The following is a 20,999-nucleotide window of genomic DNA, read 5'->3' as shown; positions in this document are numbered from 1 at the left end:
GTGCGGGGGCGCGGCCCGTCCCGGCGGCCGCGCCCCCGCCCGTAGGCCTACCTCGGCGGCAGCTTCGGGCGGCGCAGGTCCGGGACGTCCTCGTAGCCGGGCGGGACGGCGGCGGGATCCTGCTCCAGCAACTCCAGCGCCAGGTGAACGGCGTCGTCCAGCTGCGCGTACCGTCCCTCCGCCCAGTCGAGCGGGGTGCGCAGGACCGCCAGGTCCGGCTCCACGCCGTGGTTCTCCACCGACCAGCCGTACTCCGGGAACCACGCCGCGTTCATCGGCACCGTGATCACCGTCCCGTCGCCCAGGGTGTGCCGGCCGGTCATCCCGACCACCCCGCCCCAGGTGCGCTGGCCGACGACCGGCCCCAGCCCCAGCAGCTTGAACGCCGCCGTGATCATGTCCCCGTCCGAGGAGGTCGCCTCGTCGGCCAGCGCCACGATCGGCCCCCGGGGCGCGTTGGAGGCGTACGACACCGGCTCCGCGTTCCGCGTGAGGTCCCAGCCGAGGATGGAGCGGGTCAGCTTCTCCACCACCAGCTCGCTGATGTGCCCGCCCGCGTTGCCGCGGACGTCCACGATCAGCGCGGGCCGTGACATCTCCATCCGCAGGTCGCGGTTGAACTGGGCCCAGCCCGAGCCGCCCATGTCGGGGATGTGCAGGTAGCCGCACTTGCCGCCGCTGAGCTCCCGGACCACCGCCCGCCGCTTGGAGACCCAGTCCTGGTAGCGCAGCGGCCGTTCGTCGACGAGGGGGACGACCGCGACCCGGCGGGCCGGCCCCTCGCCCTCGGCCGGCTCGAAGGTCAGCTCCACCGTGGTGCCGCCCGCCGCCGACAGCAGCGGGTACGGTCCCGCCACCGGATCGACCGGGCGGCCGTCGACGTGGGTGAGGGCCGCGCCCTCGCGGATGCCGGTCCCGGCGAGCGGGGAGCGGGCCTTGGAGTCCGAGGATTCGCCGGGCAGGATCCGCAAGACGGTCCAGGCCCCGTCGCGCGGGACGAGGTTGGCGCCGAGCAGGCCGATGGCCCGCTGGTAGTGCGGGGGCCCCTCGTTCCGGCGCGCCGGGGAGACGTACGCGTGCGAGGTGCCGAGTTCGCCGAGCACCTCGCGCATCAGGTCCGCGAACTCGTCGGGGGAGGCGACCCGTTCGACCATGGGGCGGTACTGGCGCAGCACCCCGTCCCAGTCGATGCCGCACATGTCCGGCTCCCAGAAGTAGGCGCGGATCAGCCGTCCCGCCTCCTCGAAGGCCTGGCGCCACTCGGCGGCCGGGTCGACCTCGTGCAGGATGCGCCGCAGGTCCAGGTAGACGGTGGAGTCGCTGTCGCCCGACTCGGTGGCCGGGACCGCCCGCAGGTCGCCGTCGTCGTTGACGACCAGCCGGGTGCCGTCGCCGCTGACCGCGAACCAGTCCAGCCCGGAGGCCAGTTCGGTCTTGCGCGCCTTGGTGATGTCGAAGTACTCCAGCGTCGGCTTGCCCGTCATGTCCGCCGGGTTGGCGAAGGTCTCGCCGAGCGCGCCCGAGATCGGCCAGCGCAGCCACACCAGTCCGCCACCGTGCACCGGGAAGAGCGCGGAGTACTTCGACGCCGACACCGGGAAGGGCGTCACCCGGCTCTCCAGGCCCTCGACCTCCACGATCACCGCGCCGTCGCCCTCGCCGGACTCGCCCTCCACCGGGTCCAGGCCGCCGGCGGCGGGCCGGCCGTCGGGGGTGAACGCGAACGGCGAAGGGGTGGCCGAGGACAGCGGCACCAGGTAGGGGCGGCAGCCCAGCGGGAAGGACAGGTCACCGGTGTGCACGTCGTACACCGGGTCGAAGCCGCGCCAGGAGAGGAAGGCGAGGTAGCGGCCGTCCCGGGTGAAGACCGGGTTCTCGTCCTCGAAGCGGCCGTTGGTGACGTCGACGACCGTGTGCGGGCCGGGGCCGGAGATCCGCGCCATCTTGATCTGGCGCAGCGAACGCCCGATGCCGGGGTGCGACCAGGTGAGCCAGCAGCCGTCGGGGGAGAACGCCAGGTCGTTGACGGGCCCGTTGGTGGACCGGATCAGCTCGGTGACCTCCCCCTCGGACTCCTCGGTGGCGTCGATGAGGAGCAGCCGTCCGTCGTTGGAGGCGATGGCGAGGCGCTCGCCGTCCGGGTCGGACACCAGTTCCAGGACGCGGCCGAGCTTCCCGGAGGCCAGCCGGCGCGGCTGGCGCGGCCCGGAGGCGCGGGGCAGGTAGGCGATCTCGATGGCGTCCTCGCCCTCGGCGTCCGTCACGTACGCGACCTGCCCGGCGCCGCCGAGCATCTCGGGCAGCCGCACCCGCACGCCCGGGGTGTCGGCGATGGTGCGGGCCGGGCCGTCGCGGTGCGTGAGCCAGTACAGGCTGCCGCGTACGACGACCGCGCTGGCCCGCCCGGTCGTGTCGACGGAGAGCGAGTCGACGTGGCTGGCGGCCGGGACCTGGTACGTACGCCGTCCCGCGCGCGGGCCCCCGAGGCGGACGTCGAGCTTGCGCGGGGAGCTGTCGGCGGCCAGGGAGTCGACGAGCCACAGGTCGCCCGCGCACTGGTAGACGACCCGGGCGCCGTCGCTGGAGGCGTGCCGGGCGTAGAACTCCTCGTGGTCGGTGTGGCGCCGCAGGTCGGTCCCGTCGGGCAGGCAGGAGTACAGGTTGCCGATCCCCTCGTGGTCGGAGAGGAAGGCGATCCGGCCGTCCACGAACATGGGGGAGTCGAGGTGGCCCTCGATGTCCTCCAGCAGCCGTGTCCCGTGCAGCCAGAGCCGGCCGGTGGCGCCGCCCCGGTAGCGCTTCCAGGCCGCCGGCTCGTGCGGCGGCTTGCCGGTGAGCAGGAGGGTGCGCCGCTCGGGGGAGCCGTTCCCGTTCGGGACGTCCTGGACCGCGATGTCGGACACCGGGCCCCAGGGGAGCCGGCCGCCGGGGCTGCCGTCGGTGGGCAGGATGTAGGCCCACGAGTAGTAGGAGAAGGGCTGGCCGTGCGAGGAGACGGCGAGGATGTCGCTGCGGCCGTCCTTGTCCGGCGGGGTCCAGCCGCAGACGCGGGTGTCGGTGGAGCCCCAGTAGCTCAGTCTGCGGGCGGGACCGCCGTCGACGGGGGCGAGGTGGATCTCGGGGTCGAGGCTTCGCCAGGTGGTGAAGGCGATGTGGCGGCCGTCGGGGGAGAAGCGGGGGTGCCCGACCCGCGTCCGGTCGACGGTGATGCGCCAGGCCCGGCCGGCGGCCGCGCCGGGCGGGACGAGTGGCGCCACCCAGAGGTCGTCCTCGGTGGCGAAGCACAGGAGCTCGTCGTGCAGGTGCGGATATCGGAGGTACGCGCCGTCGTGACTCACCCCCCAATGCTTTCCGCGCGGAGGGGCCCTGGCAACTCGTACAGGTGATCCATGCCACTGCTCCAGCGAAACGGAACGGTTTCGTTTCGCTCGGAGCAGGGGTATGGTCTGATGAGTACGAAACGGTTTCGTTCGGATGGGAGGCGCGGAGATGAGCGAAGAGGTCTCGTCGAGGCGTACCCGGATCAGCCCCGAACGGGAAGCCGAACTCCACGGGGCGGTCCTCGACCTCCTGCGCGAGGTCGGCTACGAGGCGCTGACCATGGACGCGGTCGCCGCCCGTACGAAGTCCAGCAAGGCGACCCTCTACCGCCAGTGGGGGAGCAAGCCGGAGCTGGTCGCGAAGGCCCTGCGGTGCACCCAGCCGGTCTCCCTCCGGGAGATCGACACGGGCAGCCTGCGCGGGGACTTCGCCCTCATGGTCGAACACTCCGACGACGCGCAGATGGCCAAGGACACCGCCCTGATGAGGGGTCTGGCCCATGCCGTCCACGAGAGCCCGGAGCTCCACCAGGCGCTGCGGGACCTGCTGGTGGACCCCGAGATCAACGGTCTGCAGGTGATGCTGCGGCGCGCTGTGGACCGGGGGGAGATCTCCCCGGACTGTCCGGCGCTCGATTTCGTACCGCACATGCTCATCGGGGCGTTCATCGCGCTCCCGCTGATCGAGGACCGCTCGGTGGACCGGGCTTTCCTCGGCCGCTTCATCGACGCCGTGGTGTTCCCCGCCCTCGGCGTCTGACCCCTCCACCCGCCCTCCCCGGGGCGGGGCCGCTGCTCCTGACACGCCGCTCTCGTCGTCGGGCCGGCTCTCCATGCCCTCGGGGGGTGCCGCAAGGCGCCCCCACCCATCCCACGACCCGAACGGGAGAACCACAGACGTGGCCACCTTCCTTTACCGACTCGGCAGGGGCGCCTTCCGGCGCCGCCGCTTCGTCGCCCTCGTCTGGGTGGCACTGCTGTTCGCCGCCGGCTTCGGCGCGGCGTCGGCGTCCGCCCCCACCTCAGGCTCGTTCTCCATACCCGGCACGGAGGCCCAGAAGGCCTTCGACCTGCTGGAGCAGCGCTTCCCGGGCATGACCGCCAACGGCGCGACCGCCCGCATCGTCATCAAGGCGCCGGACGGCGCGAAGGTCACCGACCCGGCTCCCAAGGCCGAGGTCGAGAAGATCGTCTCCGGCCTCAAGGGCGGCGCCGGCGCCGACCAGATCGCCTCGGTCGACGACCCGTACCAGTCCAAGGCGATCAGCCAGGACTCCCGTACCGCGTACATCAGCGCCAAGTACAAGGTCAGCGGCATGGAGCTGACCGACGCCACCCGCGACTCGCTCAAGGAGTCCGGCAAGGACGCCCAGGCCGCCGGGCTGACCGTCGAGATCGGCGGTGACGCGCTGATGACGGCGCCCGAGACCGGCTCCGGCGAGGTCATCGGCATCCTGATCGCAGCCGTGGTCCTGGTCATCACCTTCGGCTCGCTGATCGCGGCCGGACTGCCGCTGCTGACCGCGCTGATCGGCGTGGGCATCGGCGTCTCCTCGATCACCGCGCTCGCCAACGTGCTGGACCTCGGCTCCACCACCTCCACCCTCGCGATGATGATCGGCCTGGCCGTCGGCATCGACTACGCCCTCTTCATCGTCTCCCGCTACCGCGCGGAGCTGGCCGAGGGCCGCGAGCGCGACGAGGCCGCGGGGCGGGCCGCCGGAACCGCCGGTTCCGCCGTGGTGTTCGCCGGTCTGACCGTGGTCATCGCCCTGGTGGGCCTGGCCGTCGTCAACATCCCGATGCTGACGAAGATGGGCTTCGCGGCCGCCGGCACCGTCGTCATCGCGGTGCTCGTCGCCCTCACCCTGGTCCCCGCCATCCTCGGTTTCGCGGGCAAGAAGGTCCTGCCGGCCGGTACCAAGAGCAGGCTGTTCGGCAAGGGCAAGCCGGCCGGCGCCGAGCCCAAGGCCAACGGCGGCACCCGCTGGGCCCGCTTCGTCCTGCGCCGCCCGGTCATGGTGCTGCTGGCCGGTGTGATCGGCCTCGGCGCGATCGCGATCCCGGCGGGCAAGCTGGAGATGGGCCTGCCGGACGACGGCGCCCAGCCGGTCTCCACCACCCAGCGCCGGGCGTACGACCTGCTGTCCGACGGCTTCGGCCCGGGCTTCAACGGCCCGCTGATGGTGGTCGTGGACGGCGACAAGGCGCTCGCGGACAAGACGGTCGACCGGATCAAGGGTCTGGACGGGGTGGCCGTGGTGACGCCGCCGATGCCGAACAAGGCGGGTGACGCGGCGATCATCAACGTGATCCCGAAGGACCGCCCGTCCTCCACCGAGACCGAGAAGCTGGTCCACACGATCCGCGACGGCAGCGGCGACGACGTCCTCGTCACCGGCGCGACCGCGATGAACATCGACTTCTCGCAGAAGATGAACGACGCGCTGGTGCCCTACCTCGCGCTCGTCGTCGGCCTCGCCTTCCTGCTGCTGATGCTGGTGTTCCGCTCGATCCTGGTCCCGCTGAAGGCGGCCCTCGGCTTCCTGCTGTCGGTCGTCGCGGCGCTCGGCGCGGTCGTCGCGGTCTTCCAGTGGGGCTGGCTGGGCTCGCTCTTCGGGGTGGAGCAGACCGGTCCGATCATGTCGATGATGCCGATCTTCATGGTGGGCGTCGTCTTCGGCCTGGCGATGGACTACGAGGTCTTCCTGGTCACCCGGATGCGTGAGGCGTACGTCCACGGCGAGCGCCCGGGGCAGGCCGTGGTGACCGGCTTCCAGTACAGCGCGCGGGTGGTGGTGGCCGCCGCCGTCATCATGATCGCGGTGTTCTCGGGCTTCATCGGCGCCAGCGAGCAGATGGTCAAGATGATCGGCTTCGGTCTGGCCGTCGCCGTCTTCTTCGACGCCTTCGTGGTGCGCATGGCCATCGTCCCGGCGGTGCTGGCGCTGCTCGGGCACAAGGCCTGGTGGCTGCCGAAGTGGCTCGACCGGATCCTGCCGAACGTGGACGTGGAGGGCGAGAGCCTGCGCAAGCACCTCGGCGAGTCCGCCCACGGTCCGGACAAGGACCGGGAGCTGGTCGACGCCTGACCCTGCTCCGCCCGGGTGAACGACCGGCCCCGCACCGCCTGATCGCCAGGTGGTGCGGGGCCGGTTCCGCTCGTGGCCGCCGTCAGCGGGCGGTGGCCAACGTACGGCGCAGGAAGCGGCGCAGGGCGGCGCTGTCGAACTGCACGACGGCCACGCCCTCGGGCGCGTGGAACTCGACGATGACCTGCACCCGCCCGCAGGGCCAGACGCGTACGTCGCCGGTCCCGCTCGGGACCAGCAGGCCCGCTTCCAGCAGGGCGCGGGGGAAGACCCACTCGTTGTCGGTGCCTTCGGGGGAGACCCCGGCGGGGAAGACGATCCGGACGGCGAGCGGCTCGTCGAGGACGAACCGCAGCGCGGCCGGGACGGTGCGGTAGAGCGGATCGTCACTGATCACGCGGGCGCGGACCCGTTCCTCGACTGCGGTCGTGGTGGCGGTCGCGTGGGGATTCTCGGCGGTGGCTGACATCTCCAAGACTCCTCCATATCGGAACATATGGGTCCTTGCTTCCCCCAGCCTCGCACATTCCCACGAAACCGCTCACTGCTACTTGTGCCGTGAGCGCTCTTGCCAACAGTTTGCAACTGGGCATTACTCTTGAACGGCTAAAGAGTGTTGCGAGTCAACCGCAGGAAGCGGAGCGAAACCCATGCACGTGCCCGACGGCTTCATCGATGCCCCCGTCTCCGTAGCCGCAGGTGTCGCAGCCGCCGCAGCGGTGGCCGTCAGCCTCCGCGGCGCCCGCCGGGAGCTGGAGGAGAAGGCCGCACCGCTCGCCGGACTGGTGGCGGCCTTCATCTTCGCCGTGCAGATGCTGAACTTCCCCGTCGCCGCGGGCACCAGCGGACACCTGCTCGGCGGCGCCCTCGCCGCGATACTCGTCGGCCCCTGCACCGGCGTGCTGTGCGTGTCCGTGGTGCTGCTCATGCAGGGCGTGCTGTTCGCCGACGGCGGCCTGACCGCCCTCGGCGTCAACATCATGAACATGGCCGTCGTCACCGTCGTCGTCGCCTACGCGGTGTTCCGCGGCCTGGTGCGGGTGCTGCCCAAGACCCGGCGCTCGGTCACCGCCGCCGCCTTCACCGGTGCCCTGCTGTCCGTGCCCGCCGCCGCCGTCATGTTCACCCTGCTCTACGCCCTGGGCGGGACCACCGACGTACCGCTCGGCAAGGTGTTCACCGCCATGGTCGGCGTGCACGTCCTCATCGGCCTCGGCGAGGCCGTCATCACCGCCGCGACGGTCGGCGCGGTGCTCGCCGTACGCCCCGACCTGGTGCACGGCGCGCGCGGACTGAGCACGCCGCTCAAGCTGCGCGTCGGCGGTGAACTGGTCGACGCCCCCGCCGCCGCGGCGTCGCCCGTCGCCGGGCCGCGCTCCACCAGGCCCGTGTGGATCACCGGCCTGGTCACCGCCCTCGTACTCGCCGGCTTCGTCTCCTACTACGCCTCCGCCAGCCCGGACGGACTGGAGAAGGTCGCCGCCGACAAGGGCATCGACCGGAAGGTGGAGGAGCACGCCGCCGCGGGCTCCCCGCTCGCCGACTACAGCGTCAAGGACGTCACCGACACCCGGCTCTCCGGCGGCCTCGCGGGCGTCATCGGCGTCGGCGCGACCGTCGTCGTCGGCACCGGGATCTTCTGGACCGTGCGCCGCCGCCGCGCCGAGGACCTGACGGCCGCCTCCACCTCCGCCCCGACCAGTTCCGCCACGGGCTGACATGGGCGCCGGGCACACGCACAAGCTCTACCGCCACGGGCACTCGGCGGTGCACGCGCTGCCGCCGCAGTGCAAGCTCGCCGCGGCCTTCGCCTTCGTGGTGGTCGTCGTCTCCACGCCGCGCGGGGCGGTGTGGGCGTTCGCGCTCTACGCCGTCCTCATCGCCGCGGTCGCCGCCGCCGCCCGGATCCCCGCCGGCTTCCTGCTGCGGCGGCTGCTGATCGAGGTCCCGTTCGTCGCCTTCGCCGTCCTCATGCCCTTCGTGGCCGAGGGCGAGCGGGTGGAGGTGCTCGGCGTGTCGCTGAGCGTCTCCGGCCTCTGGGGCGCCTGGAACGTACTGGCCAAGGGGACCCTCGGGGTGGCCGCCTCCGTACTGCTCGCGTCGACGACCGAACTGCGGGCGCTGCTCCTCGGCATGGAGCGGCTGAAACTGCCGCCGCTGCTGGTCCAGATCGCCACCTTCATGATCCGGTACGGCGACGTGATCACCGGTGAGCTGCGGCGGATGTCCATCGCCCGGCGCTCGCGCGGCTTCGAGGCGCGCGGCGTCCGGCAGTGGGGGGTGCTGGCGAAGACCGCCGGCTCCCTCTTCATCCGTTCCTACGAGCGCGGCGAGCGGGTCCACCTCGCGATGATCAGCCGCGGCTACGCCGGTTCCATGCCGGTGATCGACGACATCTCGGCCTCGCGCGCCCAGTGGGCGTACGCGGCCGCACTCCCGGTGACGGCACTCGCCGTCTGTCTGATGGGATGGACCCTGTGACGATGGACGCTGTGACCACCGACGCACCCTCGCTGGAAGTCTCCGGCCTCGCCTACGCCTACCCCGACGGACACCAGGCCCTCTTCGGCGTCGACCTGACCGTCGGGCGCGGTGAACGGGTGGCACTGCTCGGCCCCAACGGCGCGGGCAAGACCACCCTCGTGCTCCACCTCAACGGCATCCTGGGCGGTGGCGTCGGCGCGGTGACCGTGGCCGGGCTGCCCGTGGAGAAGCGGAACTTCGCCGAGGTCCGGCGGCGGGTCGGGATCGTCTTCCAGGACCCCGACGACCAGTTGTTCATGCCGACCGTGCGCGAGGACGTGGCGTTCGGGCCGGCGGCCGCCGGGATGCGCGGCGCGGAGCTCCGGGCGCGGGTGACGGACGCGCTGGAGCAGGTCGGCATGGCCGCCTTCGCGGACCGGCCGCCGCACCACCTGTCGTTCGGGCAGCGCCGCCGGGTGGCGGTGGCGACCGTACTGGCGATGCGGCCGGAGATCCTCGTACTGGACGAGCCCTCCTCCAACCTCGACCCGGCGTCGCGGCGGGAGCTGGCGGACATCCTGCGCTCGCTGGACGTGACGGTGCTGATGGTGACGCACGACCTGCCGTACGCGCTGGAGCTGTGCCCGCGCGCGGTGGTCCTCAGCGAGGGGGTCATCGCGGCGGACGGACGCACGCAGGACCTGCTCTGCGACGAGGAGCTGATGCGCGCGCACCGGCTGGAGCTGCCGTTCGGCTTCGACCCGCGGTCGGTGACGCTGCCCGCGGCCGTGGCATAAGCACCCCCCGGCCGATTGTTGGACCGCTCGTGAACATCCAGGGTGAGGTGGCGGAGGGCTTCGAGCCCGTCCGCGAGGCTTTCGTACGCAACTTCGAGGTGCTCGGGGACCGGGGCGCGGCCGTCGCGGTCTACCGGGACGGGCGCCGGGTCGTGGACCTGTGGGCCGGGACGAAGGACGCGGAAGGAAGCGAGCCCTGGGGGCGGCGGACCGCGCAGGTGGTGCGGTCCGCCACCAAGGGCGTGGCGGCGGCGGTGCCGCTGCTGCTGCACCAGCGGGGGCTGCTGGGAGGCGCCGGAGTCGGCGGGGGCGCTGCGGACCCGGCCGCGCAGGAACGTTTCGGCGGCGTACGCCGACCCGGATTCGCTGACGCGGCGCGCGTTCGCGGCGATCGACCCGCTGCCGGACGAGAACGCCCCCGAGTACCGGGCGGGCGAGCTGCCGGCCTCGGCGGGGATCGGGACGGCGCGGGCGCTGGCCGGGTTCTACGCGGCGCTGCTGGGGGACACCGAGGACGGCGCGCGCCTGTTCGACCCGCAGACGGCGGCGCTGGCGTCCCGCGAGCTGTCGGCGGGGCCGGACCGGGTGCTGGTGGTGAACACCCGCTTCGGGCCGGGGTACATGCTGCACGGCCCGGCCTCGCCGCTGCTGTCCCCGGCGTCGTTCGGCCACCCGGGGCGGGGCGGCTCGCTCGGGTTCGCGGACCCGGAGGCGGGCGTCGGCTTCGGGTACGTCACGAACGCCCTGGCCAAGTCGGTCACGGCCGACCCCCGCGCCCAGTCCCTCCTCCGCGCCCTCCGGGCGTCGCTCGCCTCCTGACGCACCGCACGCACCACCCGGGCCCGGCGCCCCTCCCCGGCTTCCGGCCGCTGCCGTGCCTGCGGGGCTGCCCGCTGCTGCCGCCGGGCCCGGCCGCAGACGTGCGCGGCTGCCCACACCCGGCACGCGGCGCAGCCCACGGCCGACCGGCCGGACGGGCGATCGTGGCCACGACATCGCCGAAGCGCTGGGAAGGGCACCCGGTTCGAGTTCTCGACCCACCCCGTGACCTCGCCTCGCCTCGCCGCGACCAGGCGGCCGGGGCGGCCCCCGGCGTTCGCCGGACGCCGTCCCTCGGACGGGCAGGCACCGGCCGGCCGTCGGCCGCGGTGGCCGGGGGCGGCGCGCAGCCGGTCCACGCCCCGCAGTGCGGCCCAGGCATGCCGCGCTCGCCGCCTTCCGTGCTGGGCAGACCCGGTCGGGCGGGCATCCGACGGCCGCCACCCGGTCCGGCTGGTCCGCGCGCATCACGATGGTGCGCGGGGCGCCCGGCGCGGTGAGCGGGCCGGCCGGGGCGGGGCTCCGCCCGGCGACGGCCGGACGGAGTTTCCCCCAGCTACCGCTGGGGGGTACCCCCAGCGGTAGCGGACCGAAGCCCCTCCGGCCCCCGGGGCCGGAGGGTGCGAGGGGCGCGTCAAGAAGGTGTGCTGCGGAGCACCGCCGCCACGATGGGGCCCGCGGCGTCCGCGCCGTGGCCGCCCGATTCGACCATGGCGGCCGCCGCCACGTCGTCGCTGAAGCCGGTGAACCAGCTGTCCGGGCTGACGCCGTCCACCTCCGCCGAGCCGGTCTTGGCGCCCTTGTCGCCGCCGACCGAGGACATGACCCCGGCGGCCGTCCCGCTCGACGCCGTCAGCCGCATCATCGACGCCAGCTGCTGCCGCACCGACGGCTTCATCCCGCGCGCCGCCGCCGCGACCGGCCGGCCGTCCAGCTCCGCCGGGACCAGCAGCGGCTGGCGGAACTCCCCGCTGCGCGCCGTGGCCGTCAGGGACGCGACGTTGAGCGGGTTCATGGTGATGTTGCCCTGCCCGATGTATTCGGCCGCCGCCTCCGCGCCCGTGGCGACCGGGACCTTGCCGTCGACCGACTTGACGCCCGTCTTCCAGTCCAGGCCGATGCCGAAGACCTCCTTGGCCTCCGTCGCCAGCGCCGCGTCGTCCTTGACGTCGTCGATCTGCTTGATGAAGGCGGTGTTGCACGACTTGGCGAAGCTGGTCGCGAAGGTCGCGCCGGGCAGTGCGAAGTCGTTCAGGTTGTGGAAGGCGCGGCCGCCCCAGACCGCTTCCTTGACGCACTCCGACGGCCGGTCGGCCGCCGCCTTGCCGCGGTCGAGCAGCATCTCCGCCGTCACGATCTTCATCGTCGAGCCCGGGGCGCGGGCGCCCTGCATGGCCGCGTTGAAGCCGTCCTTGCGGTTGTTCGCCACGGCCAGGACGTGCCCGGTGCTCGGCTGGACGGCGACCACCGAGGACTCCGGGTAGCGTGCGACGGCCTGCTCCGCCGCCGCCTGCACCCGCGCGTCCAGGTACGTCGTGAGGGTGGCCGGCTCGCCCTCCGCCAGGGTCAGCAGGGTCCGCTTGGGCGTGCCCGCGACGGCCGGTTCGATCCACAGCTCCGCGCCGGGCTTGCCGCCCGCCTTCGCGCCGTAGGTCTGGCGCAGCTCGGCGAGGACCGGGCCCAAAGAGGGGTACTTCTCCGCCGTCAGTTCCGCGCCGGTGTGGTCCACGGCCCTGACCGGCGGGCTCGCGGGCGCCCCGGCGCGCAGCCGTTCGCCCTTCTGGAGCTGCGGGTGCAGCACCGCGGGCTGCCAGTCGACCAGCGGCTTCCCGGTGGTGACGCCGCGTACGACGGTCAGCCGGGAGTCGTAGGCGAGGGGCTTGGCGGTGCCCTCGTACGTGACCTCCGCCTCGACCTTGAACGGCACGGTGGCGCCGTTCGGCAGGCCGGGGGTGATCACGGCCTTGGACACGTACGCCTTGGCCTTGAAGTCCGCGACCGCGGCCTGCGCCTCCTGCGCGTTGTTCGTCAGGTCGGCGGCCGCGCGCTCGTCGCCCGCGGCCCAGGCGGTGAGGAAGGCCTTCGCGGTCTGCGCCGTTTCCTTCTCGGTCGGCGGCCCGCTGTCCTTGGCGGCGGCCGCGTTCCCCGTCCCCCCGCCGCCCCCGCCGCCGTCCTCCCCGACCAGCGCGTACACGCCGTACCCGGCACCGCCGACCAGCGCGAGGAACACCCCGCCGACGATGGCACCCTTCGCCGCCCCGTTCACTTGCGTCCCCTCCCCGGGCCACAGTCCCTGAACATGTTCAAGAACTCTTGGTGTGGACCTTACGCGGTGCGACACCGCAGGCAACGCGTCGTTACCGGACCGGAACGTGCTGTGGCCGGTTCCCGCCCATACGCGAAAGGTCCGGCGCCGTCACCGCGCCGGACCCTTCACGAATCTCGTTCCACCAGGTCTCAGACCCAGGTCTCCAGCCACATCCGGCCGCGCCAGGAGTCCAGCGGGATGCTCCCACCCGTGTAGATCGGCCAGAAATAGATGAAGTTCCACATGATCAGCAGGACCAGGACGCCCGCGCCGATCGCACCCAGGGCGCGGCGGCGCTCGGAGGACCCCGCCGGACCGAGCAGTGCGCCGATCATCATCGTCACCGCCAGGCAGAGGTACGGGACGAAGACCACCGCGTAGAAGTAGAAGATCGTCCGCTCCTGGTAGTTGAACCAGGGCAGCAGACCCGCGGTCAGCGCGCACGCGATCGCGCCCGCCCGCCAGTCGCGGCGGAAGAACCACCGCCACAGCACGTACAGCAGCGCGAAGCAGCCCGCCCACCACAGCAGCGGCGTGCCCAGGGCCAGTACCTCGCGGGCGCACTTGCCCGTCGCGGTCGCCGGGCAGCCGTCCGTACCGGGCGCGGGGGACTCGTAGAAGTAGGAGACGGGCCGGCCCAGCACCAGCCAGCTCCACGGATTCGACTGGTAGGTGTGCCCCGAGGTCAGGCCGACGTGGAACTTGTACACCTCGGTCTCGTAGTGCCACAGGCTGCGCAGCCACTCCGGCAGCCAGGACAGCGAACTGCCCTGGTCGTGCTTGGCGGCCCAGTCGCGGAAGTAGCCGCCCTTGCCGTTGTCCGGGCTCAGGATCCAGCCCGCCCAGGACGCCAGGTAGACGGCGATCGCCACCGGCACCGTCGACAGGAACCCGGGCAGTGCGTCACGGCGCAGCATCGCCGCGTACGGGGCGCCCGCGCCCGCCGTGCGGCGCGCGGCCGCGTCCCACAGCACGGTCAGGACGCCGAAGAAGGCCAGCACCACCAGGCCGTTCCACTTCGTGCCGAACGCCAGGCCCAGACAGACGCCCGCCAGGATCCGGTACGGGCGCCAGCCCAGCCGCAGCGTCTGCGCGACGACCGCGTCCGGCCGGGCCCGGCCCTCGCCGTCCACCGGCAGCGCCGCCGCGAGCCGCGCCCGCGTCCGGTCCCGGTCGATGACCAGCGCGCCGAAGGCGGCCAGTACGAAGAACATCAGCACCAGGTCGAGCAGCGCGGTCCGGCTCATCACCAGGTGCAGCCCGTCGACGGCCAGCAGCGCACCGGCCAGGCAGCCCAGGAACGTCGAGCGGAACAGCCGGCGGCCGATCCGGCACAGCATCAGGACGGACAAGGTGCCCAGCACCGCGGTCATGAACCGCCAGCCGAACGGATCGAAGCCGAACATCCACTCGCCGAGACCGATCACCCACTTGCCGACCGGCGGGTGGACGACGTACCCCGGCTCCAGCGGCAGCGCGACGCCGCTGGGGTCGGCGAGGATCGACTTGTCGACGTCCTTGGGCCAACTCGCCTCGTAGCCCTGCCGGATCGTGGCCCACGCGTCCTTCGCGTAGTACGTCTCGTCGAATATCACCGCCTTCGGGCTGCCCAGGTGCGCGAACCGGAGCACCCCCGCGACCAGCGTCACCAGCAGCGGACCCACCCACGACAGGACGCGCTGCCAGCGCTCGCGCGCGGCGACCGGCACGCCGAGCGCGGTCCACAGCTGTTCGGAGGGCCGCGCGTACGGGGGCACGAGGCGGGTGCGCACGTCCGCGCCCCGCGCCTGCGCGGCGTAGCCGAAGCCGCGCAGGCGGCGGAGCCAGACGGGCGGCTCGGGTTCGGAGCCGCGTCCGCCCGGCGGGACGGGCGGGGCCCCCGCGGGGCTGGGCGGCGGCGTCGCGGTTCTGGTCACCGGGTCATCGTAGGGAACGCGCCGGTGGGAACCCCAGTGGCTGCGCGAGTCGGCTGGGACGGCTGAGAGGATGGACCGGTGACGACTGACCAGCCCCGCGCCGCCGAAGCCCCCTCGACCAACGGCGTGCTCGTGCTCGCCGGGACCCCGATCGGCGACCTCGCCGACGCCCCGCCCCGGCTCGGGGCCGAGCTGGAGCGGGCCGACGTGATCGCCGCCGAGGACACCCGGCGGCTGCGCCGGCTCACCCAGGGGCTCGGCGTGCACACCACCGGGCGGGTGCTGTCGTACTTCGAGGGCAACGAGTCCGCCCGCACCCCCGAGCTGGTCGAGGCCCTGGAGTCCGGCAAGCGGGTGCTGCTGGTCACCGACGCCGGCATGCCGTCGGTCTCCGACCCCGGCTACCGGCTCGTCGCCGCCGCCGTGGCCAAGGACATCAAGGTGACCGCCGTCCCCGGCCCCTCCGCCGTACTGACCGCGCTCGCGCTGTCGGGGCTGCCCGTGGACCGGTTCTGCTTCGAGGGGTTCCTGCCGCGCAAGGGGGGCGAGCGCCTCGGCCGGCTCCGCGAGGTGGCCGGCGAGCGGCGCACGCTCGTCTACTTCGAGGCCCCGCACCGGCTGGACGACACCCTGGCCGCGATGGCCGAGGTGTTCGGCGGGGACCGGCGGGCCGCCGTGTGCCGCGAACTGACCAAGACGTACGAGGAGGTCAAGCGCGGCGGCCTCGGCGAGCTGGCGGCCTGGGCCGCCGAAGGCGTGCGCGGCGAGATCACCGTCGTCGTCGAGGGCGCGCCGGCCGCCGCCCCGGGTGACGTGGACGACGAGGAGCTGGTGCGCAGGGTGCGGGTGCGCGAGGAGGCGGGGGAGCGGCGGAAGGAGGCCATCGCGGCGGTCGCCGCCGAGGCCGGGGTACCCAAGCGCGACGTGTTCGACGCGGTGGTGGCGGCAAAGAATGCGGCTCAAAACGTCCCGTAGATCGGTAAAGAGATAAGCTGAAAAGCAAAGCTCAGACCGCGCACCGGCCCTTTTGGACATGAGTGGCCCAAAGTCCGTCCAACACTGGACAGGACCTGATGCGCTCCCGCCCGAAGAGGCGTCCACTGGCAATGCACCAGTGGAACAAGAGGAGCTGGCATGAGTGAGATCGCTGAGACCCCGGCACCCGCACCGACCACCGCCACCGCCGTACCCACCGTCCCGTCCAGGCCGTCCGTGGACACCGTGCACGAGGCGTACTCGTTCGCCTGCATGAAGTGCGGCTACGGCTGGGAGCAGGGCTACGAGATCGAACACCACGTGAACGGCAAGGGCGAGCCCTTCATCGTCTACACGGTCAACAGCGAGCGCGTGCCCTCCCCCCTGTCCAACCCGACGTGCATGAACTGCGACGGCCACGTGGTCCGCATCATGCGCGAGGGACAGGTCAAGTCGGTCCTCGGCATGCTCGACCAGCTCTACCACCAGGCCATCCACCCCGGCATCGCCGGACCGGTCCCCGCCACCCACGACGCCCCCCGCCCGCCCAAGCAGCGCAGGAGCGCCCCCGACCACCCCGCCCCCGGCCCGGTCCCCGTCGAGGACGCCGGCACCCGGCGCGGGCCGCTGGCCCGGCTGCGGGCACTGCTGCGCAGGTGAGCGGCGGGCCCGGCCCCGCCCGACCGGTCATAAGATCGGCCCCATGAGCCGTACCCCGAACGACGCACCGCCCCCGCTGCCCGAACCGCTGCGGGTGGCGGTCGCCGACTCCCACACCCACCTGGACATGCAGTCCGGAACCGTCGAAGAGGGCCTGGCCAAGGCCGCCTCGGTGGGCGTGACCACCGTCGTCCAGGTCGGCTGCGACGTGAAGGGCTCCCGCTGGGCGGCCGAGACCGCAGCCGCGTACGAGAACGTCCACGCGGCCGTCGCCCTTCACCCGAACGAAGCGCCCCGCATCGTGCACGGCGACGCCGACAACTGGTCGAGGCAAGGCGCCCGGCCCGGCGGCGGCGAAGGCGCGCTCGACGACGCGCTGGCCGAGATCGAGGCACTGGCGGCGCTCCCGCACGTCAAGGCGGTCGGCGAGACCGGGCTGGACTACTTCCGCACCGGGCCCGAGGGCATGGCGGCCCAGGAGCGTTCCTTCCGCGCCCACATCGAGATCGCCAAGCGCCGGGGCAAGGCGCTGGTCATCCACGACCGCGACGCCCATGCCGACGTGCTGCGCGTCCTGCGCGAGGAGGGCGCCCCCGAGCGGACCGTCTTCCACTGCTACTCCGGCGACGCCGCCATGGCCCGGGAGTGCGCCGCGGCCGGCTACTACATGTCCTTCGCCGGAACCGTCACCTTCAAGAACGCCGCGCCGCTGCGCGAGGCCCTCGCCGTGGCGCCGCCGGAGCTGGTGCTCGTCGAGACGGACGCCCCCTACCTCACCCCGGCGCCGTACCGCGGCCGGCCCAACGCCCCCTACCTCATTCCGCTGACGGTACGGGCGATGGCGGCCGTCCGCGGCATCGACGAGGACGCGATGGCCACCGCGCTGGCCGCCAACACCGCCCGCGCCTTCGGTTACTGAGACGGCCGTACGAGTCCGCCCCCCCGACACGCTGAGTAGCGGCCCGGCTTTGATGAGTGACCGCCGTTCCCGCTAGGGTGCCGTGCCCGAACCAGCGGGGGCCGGACACGTGGAGCGAGCGTCGTGAGCGAGACACAGGGCAGTGGCGGACACCGCCGTGGCGGCCGCACCGCGCAGGCGGCCCCGCCCCGGCCGGGCGAGGAGCGGGACGGATGGGGCCCCGGCCCGGCGGAACCGGTGGCCTGGCAGGCCGCCGGCCGCCGGCGCGCACCCGACCCGGCATGGCCCGACCCCGGACCCCGGCCCCCGGAGGCGCCGTCCGGCGACCCGGGCGGCCGCGACGGCGGCCCGTACGGCGGCCCCTACGGCCACGGCGGCCCGTACGACGGCAGCCCGCCCGCCGCTCATCGCGACGGCCCGTACTGGAGCCACGTCGGCGGCCCGCTCGACCGCCTGTTCGGCCCCCTCGGCGACTACCCCGAACCCGCGCCGCACGGCCCGGAGCCCGCCGGCGATCCGGACCCCGCCGTACCCGGCCCCCGGACCGCCCGGCGCCGCAAGGGCGGCGGCGCCACCCCCGCCCCGCCCGAGGACCCGTACCGCAGCCCCGCGGCACAACTCCCGGGCCCCGGCCGCAGGCGCCGACCGGAAGCCGGCCCCGCCACCCTCCCGCCCCCCGCCGAGACCGGGCCCGGGCGCCGCCGCCGGGGCGAGGACCCCCCGGCCGCGCCCCCGCCGGCCCCGGCGGGCACCGGAAGACGCCGCGCGGCCCCCGCCCCGGCCGGCCCCGACCACTGGCGCCGCATCGTCCCCCAGGCCCTGGTCGTCGCCTTCCTCGCGGGCGGCACCACGGCGTTCGTCGCCGCCGACAAGACGGTCCGCCTCACCGTCGACGGCGTACCCCGCACCCTCCACACGTTCGCCGACGGAGTCGACGAACTGCTCGCCGCCGAACACCTCGGCGTCGGCCCCCACGACCTCGTCGCCCCCGGCCGCGACACGGCACTCGAAGACGGCGAGGAGGTCGTCGTCCGCTACGGCCGCCCCCTCCACCTCACCCTCGACGGACAGCGCCGCCAGGTGTGGACCACGGCCCGCACCGTGGAAGGCGCCCTGCACCAGCTGGGCGTCCGCGCCGAAGGCGCCTACCTCTCCGCCCCCCGCACCACCGCCGTACCGCGCACCGGCCTCACCCTCACCGTCCGCACCGAACGCGGCGTCACCTTCCTGGCCGACGGCCACGAGACCACCATCCGCACCAACGCCGGCACCGTCCAGGAGGCCCTCGGGCAGGCCGGGATCACCCTGCGCGGCCAGGACACCACCTCGGTCGCCCCGGAGTCCTTCCCCCGCGACGGGCAGACCGTCACCGTGCTGCGCATCACCGGCACCCGCGAGGTCCGCGAGGAGAGCATCCCCTTCGAGACCGAGAGGGCCGAGGACGACGGCCTCTTCGCCGGCACCGAGCTGGTGGAACGCGCCGGCCGGCCCGGCGCCCGCCGGGTCACCTACAGCCTGCGCACCGTCAACGGCGTACAGGAGAAGCCCCGCCGGCTCGCCGACGAGGTCATCCGCGAGCCCGTCACCCAGCTGGTCAAGGTCGGCACCAAGCCCCTGCCGGCCTCCGTCGCGGGCGCCGACGACCTCGACTGGAACGCACTGGCCCAGTGCGAATCCGGCGGCCGGCCCGCGGCCACCGACGCCTCGGGCACGTACGGCGGCCTGTACCAGTTCGACGTGAGCACCTGGCAGAGCCTCGGCGGCAGCGGCCGCCCCCAGGACGCCCCGGGCGCGGAGCAGACGTACCGGGCCAAGAAGCTCTACGTGCAGCGGGGGGCGACTCCCTGGCCCCACTGCGGCCGTAGGCTTTACCGGTGAGCACCGCAGAGCAGCAGCCCCACGAGACCCCTTCCGACGCCCTCCTGGGGCCGGCCGACATCCGGGAACTGGCCGCCGTACTCGGCGTCCGGCCGACGAAGCAGAAGGGCCAGAACTTCGTCATCGACGCCAACACGGTCCGCCGGATCGTCCGCACCGCCGAGGTGCGGCCGGACGACGTGGTGGTGGAGGTCGGACCGGGTCTGGGTTCCCTCACGCTCGCACTGCTGGAAGCCGCGGACCGGGTCACCGCCGTCGAGATCGACGACGTCCTCGCCGCCGCGCTGCCCGCCACCATCGAAGCGCGGATGCCCGGCCGCAAGGACCGCTTCGCGCTCGTGCACTCCGACGCCATGCTCGTCACCGAGCTGCCCGGCCCCGCGCCGACCGCACTGGTCGCCAACCTGCCCTACAACGTGGCCGTGCCCGTCCTGCTCACCATGCTCGACCGCTTCCCGAGCATCGAGCGGACGCTGGTGATGGTGCAGTCGGAGGTCGCGGACCGGCTCGCCGCCGAACCGGGCAACAAGGTCTACGGGGTCCCCTCCGTCAAGGCCAACTGGTACGCGCACGTCAAGCGGGCCGGGGCCATCGGCCGCAAGGTGTTCTGGCCCGCCCCCAACGTCGACTCCGGACTGGTCTCCCTGGTCCGCCGGTCCGAGCCGATCAAGACCACCGCCTCCAAGGCGGAGGTCTTCGCCGTCGTCGACGCGGCCTTCGCGCAGCGCCGCAAGACCCTGCGCGCCGCCCTCGCCGGCTGGGCCGGCTCCGCCGCGGGCGCCGAGGCCGCACTGGTCGCCGCGGGCATTTCCCCGCAGGCCCGCGGGGAATCCCTGACGGTGGAGGAGTTCGCCGCGATCGCCGAGCACAAGCCGGCCGCCCCGAGGCCCGCGCTGTGAGCCGCTCCGTGACCGTACGGGTCCCCGCGAAGGTCAACGTCCGGCTGGCGGTGGGCGCCGCCCGGCCCGACGGCTTCCACGACCTGGCGAACGTCTTCCTCGCCGTGTCCCTGTACGACGAGGTCACCGCGGCCCCCGCCGACGGGCTGACGGTGACCTGCGAAGGCCCCGACGCCGGCCAGGTGCCCCTGGACCGCAGCAACCTCGCCGCCCGCGCCGCCGAGATCCTCGCCAAGCGCAGCGGCCTCACCCCCGCCGTCCACCTGCACATCGCGAAGAACATCCCGGTGGCGGGCGGCATGGCCGGCGGCAGCGCGGACGGCGCGGCGGCCCTGCTGGCCTGCGACGCCCTGTGGGGACTGGACACCCCGCGCACGGAGCTGCTGGACATCTGCGCCGAGCTGGGCAGCGACGTACCGTTCAGCCTGGTCGGCGGCGCGGCGCTCGGAACCGGGCGCGGGGAGATCCTCACGCCCGTCCCGGCCGGGACCTTCCACTGGGTGTTCGCGGTCGCCGACGGCGGCCTGTCCACCCCGGCCGTGTTCCGCGAGTTCGACCGGCTCGCCGCCGGGCGGGACGTCCCCGCCCCCGAGGCCTCGCCGGCCCTGCTGGACGCCCTCGCCTCGGGCGACCCCGGCGCGCTCGCCGCGACCCTGGCCAACGACCTCCAGCCCGCCGCCCTGTCACTGCGGCCCGCTCTCGCCGGCACCCTCGCGGCCGGCACCCGGGCCGGAGCCCTGGCCGGGCTGGTCTCCGGCTCCGGCCCCACCACCGCCTTCCTGGTCCGCGACGCGGAGTCCGCGGCCACCGTCGCCGCCGCCCTCGAAGCCTCCGGGACCTGCCGTGCCACCCGGGTGGCGACCAGCCCCGCCCCCGGAGCCACGGCCCTCCCGGAGGGTTAGGCTGAGGGGCTGATCCACACCCTCTCCCGGACACCGGCCGGGGGGACCCCC

At 73.6% G+C, this 20,999-nt stretch carries 15 protein-coding genes and 1 pseudogene; 12 read left to right on the top strand and 4 right to left on the bottom strand.

What is annotated here, in order from left to right; all coding sequences use genetic code 11:
• Positions 1 to 47: 47 nt before the first annotated feature.
• Positions 48 to 3,338, bottom strand: a complete 3,291-nt coding sequence (locus tag ACWGH1_RS17695) for a S41 family peptidase (RefSeq protein WP_453355316.1) — start codon at positions 3,336 to 3,338, stop codon at positions 48 to 50.
• A 151-nt stretch (positions 3,339 to 3,489) separates the two neighbouring features.
• On the opposite strand from ACWGH1_RS17695, the gene ACWGH1_RS17690 reads away from it, so the two are divergent.
• On the top strand, positions 3,490 to 4,080 hold the full coding sequence (locus tag ACWGH1_RS17690) for a TetR/AcrR family transcriptional regulator (protein WP_453355315.1): 591 nt from the start codon (positions 3,490 to 3,492) through the stop codon (positions 4,078 to 4,080).
• A 139-nt stretch (positions 4,081 to 4,219) separates the two neighbouring features.
• Positions 4,220 to 6,412: an MMPL family transporter gene (locus ACWGH1_RS17685; protein WP_453355314.1), complete on the top strand. Its 2,193-nt coding sequence runs from the start codon at positions 4,220 to 4,222 to the stop codon at positions 6,410 to 6,412.
• Positions 6,413 to 6,494: 82 nt separating this feature from the next.
• Here the strand turns inward: ACWGH1_RS17685 and ACWGH1_RS17680 are convergent, their stop codons facing one another.
• A complete protein-coding gene (locus tag ACWGH1_RS17680; RefSeq protein WP_453356440.1) occupies positions 6,495 to 6,881 on the bottom strand; it encodes an SsgA family sporulation/cell division regulator in 387 nt (128 codons plus the stop codon).
• 181 nt (positions 6,882 to 7,062) lie between these two features.
• On the opposite strand from ACWGH1_RS17680, the gene ACWGH1_RS17675 reads away from it, so the two are divergent.
• From ACWGH1_RS17675 to ACWGH1_RS17660, 4 genes and pseudogenes are all read left to right on the top strand, one after another.
• Positions 7,063 to 8,130: an energy-coupling factor ABC transporter permease gene (locus tag ACWGH1_RS17675; RefSeq protein WP_453356439.1), complete on the top strand. Its 1,068-nt coding sequence runs from the start codon at positions 7,063 to 7,065 to the stop codon at positions 8,128 to 8,130.
• Between the two features lies 1 nt (position 8,131).
• Complete coding sequence (cbiQ, locus tag ACWGH1_RS17670; protein ID WP_453356438.1) at positions 8,132 to 8,893, top strand: cobalt ECF transporter T component CbiQ; 762 nt, start codon at positions 8,132 to 8,134, stop codon at positions 8,891 to 8,893.
• 2 nt (positions 8,894 to 8,895) lie between these two features.
• Positions 8,896 to 9,672, top strand: coding sequence for an energy-coupling factor ABC transporter ATP-binding protein (locus tag ACWGH1_RS17665; RefSeq protein WP_453356437.1), 777 nt, complete (start codon positions 8,896 to 8,898; stop codon positions 9,670 to 9,672).
• 29 nt (positions 9,673 to 9,701) lie between these two features.
• Positions 9,702 to 10,491: pseudogene (locus tag ACWGH1_RS17660) on the top strand (serine hydrolase domain-containing protein).
• Positions 10,492 to 11,125: 634 nt separating this feature from the next.
• Here the strand turns inward: ACWGH1_RS17660 and ACWGH1_RS17655 are convergent.
• A complete protein-coding gene (locus tag ACWGH1_RS17655) occupies positions 11,126 to 12,757 on the bottom strand; it encodes a penicillin-binding transpeptidase domain-containing protein (protein ID WP_453408802.1) in 1,632 nt (543 codons plus the stop codon).
• Positions 12,758 to 12,948: 191 nt separating this feature from the next.
• Positions 12,949 to 14,715 (bottom strand): dolichyl-phosphate-mannose--protein mannosyltransferase, encoded by a 1,767-nt coding sequence (locus ACWGH1_RS17650; protein ID WP_453408801.1) that lies wholly within the window; start codon positions 14,713 to 14,715, stop codon positions 12,949 to 12,951.
• 78 nt (positions 14,716 to 14,793) lie between these two features.
• Between ACWGH1_RS17650 and rsmI the strand changes: the two genes are divergently transcribed.
• From rsmI to ACWGH1_RS17620, 6 genes are all read left to right on the top strand, one after another.
• Entirely contained in the window at positions 14,794 to 15,690 is an 897-nt protein-coding gene (gene rsmI, locus ACWGH1_RS17645) for a 16S rRNA (cytidine(1402)-2'-O)-methyltransferase (RefSeq protein WP_453357141.1), read from the top strand.
• A 159-nt stretch (positions 15,691 to 15,849) separates the two neighbouring features.
• Positions 15,850 to 16,350: a hypothetical protein gene (locus ACWGH1_RS17640; RefSeq protein WP_453357140.1), complete on the top strand. Its 501-nt coding sequence runs from the start codon at positions 15,850 to 15,852 to the stop codon at positions 16,348 to 16,350.
• Between the two features lie 43 nt (positions 16,351 to 16,393).
• Positions 16,394 to 17,269 carry a TatD family hydrolase gene (locus ACWGH1_RS17635; protein ID WP_453357139.1) on the top strand — a complete coding sequence of 292 codons (876 nt, stop codon included), beginning with the start codon at positions 16,394 to 16,396 and terminating at the stop codon, positions 17,267 to 17,269.
• A gap of 123 nt (positions 17,270 to 17,392) precedes the next feature.
• Positions 17,393 to 19,147, top strand: a complete 1,755-nt coding sequence (locus ACWGH1_RS17630; protein WP_453408800.1) for a ubiquitin-like domain-containing protein — start codon at positions 17,393 to 17,395, stop codon at positions 19,145 to 19,147.
• Entirely contained in the window at positions 19,144 to 20,046 is a 903-nt protein-coding gene (gene rsmA / locus ACWGH1_RS17625; RefSeq protein WP_453353623.1) for a 16S rRNA (adenine(1518)-N(6)/adenine(1519)-N(6))-dimethyltransferase RsmA, read from the top strand. Before ACWGH1_RS17630 ends, rsmA begins: the two co-directional genes overlap by 4 nt.
• Entirely contained in the window at positions 20,043 to 20,948 is a 906-nt protein-coding gene (locus tag ACWGH1_RS17620; protein WP_453353622.1) for a 4-(cytidine 5'-diphospho)-2-C-methyl-D-erythritol kinase, read from the top strand. Before rsmA ends, ACWGH1_RS17620 begins: the two co-directional genes overlap by 4 nt.
• The last annotated feature ends 51 nt before the right edge of the window (positions 20,949 to 20,999 follow it).

Source organism: Streptomyces sp. NPDC054883 (assembly GCF_053610645.1).
This window is presented reverse-complemented; position numbering and strand designations above follow the sequence as displayed.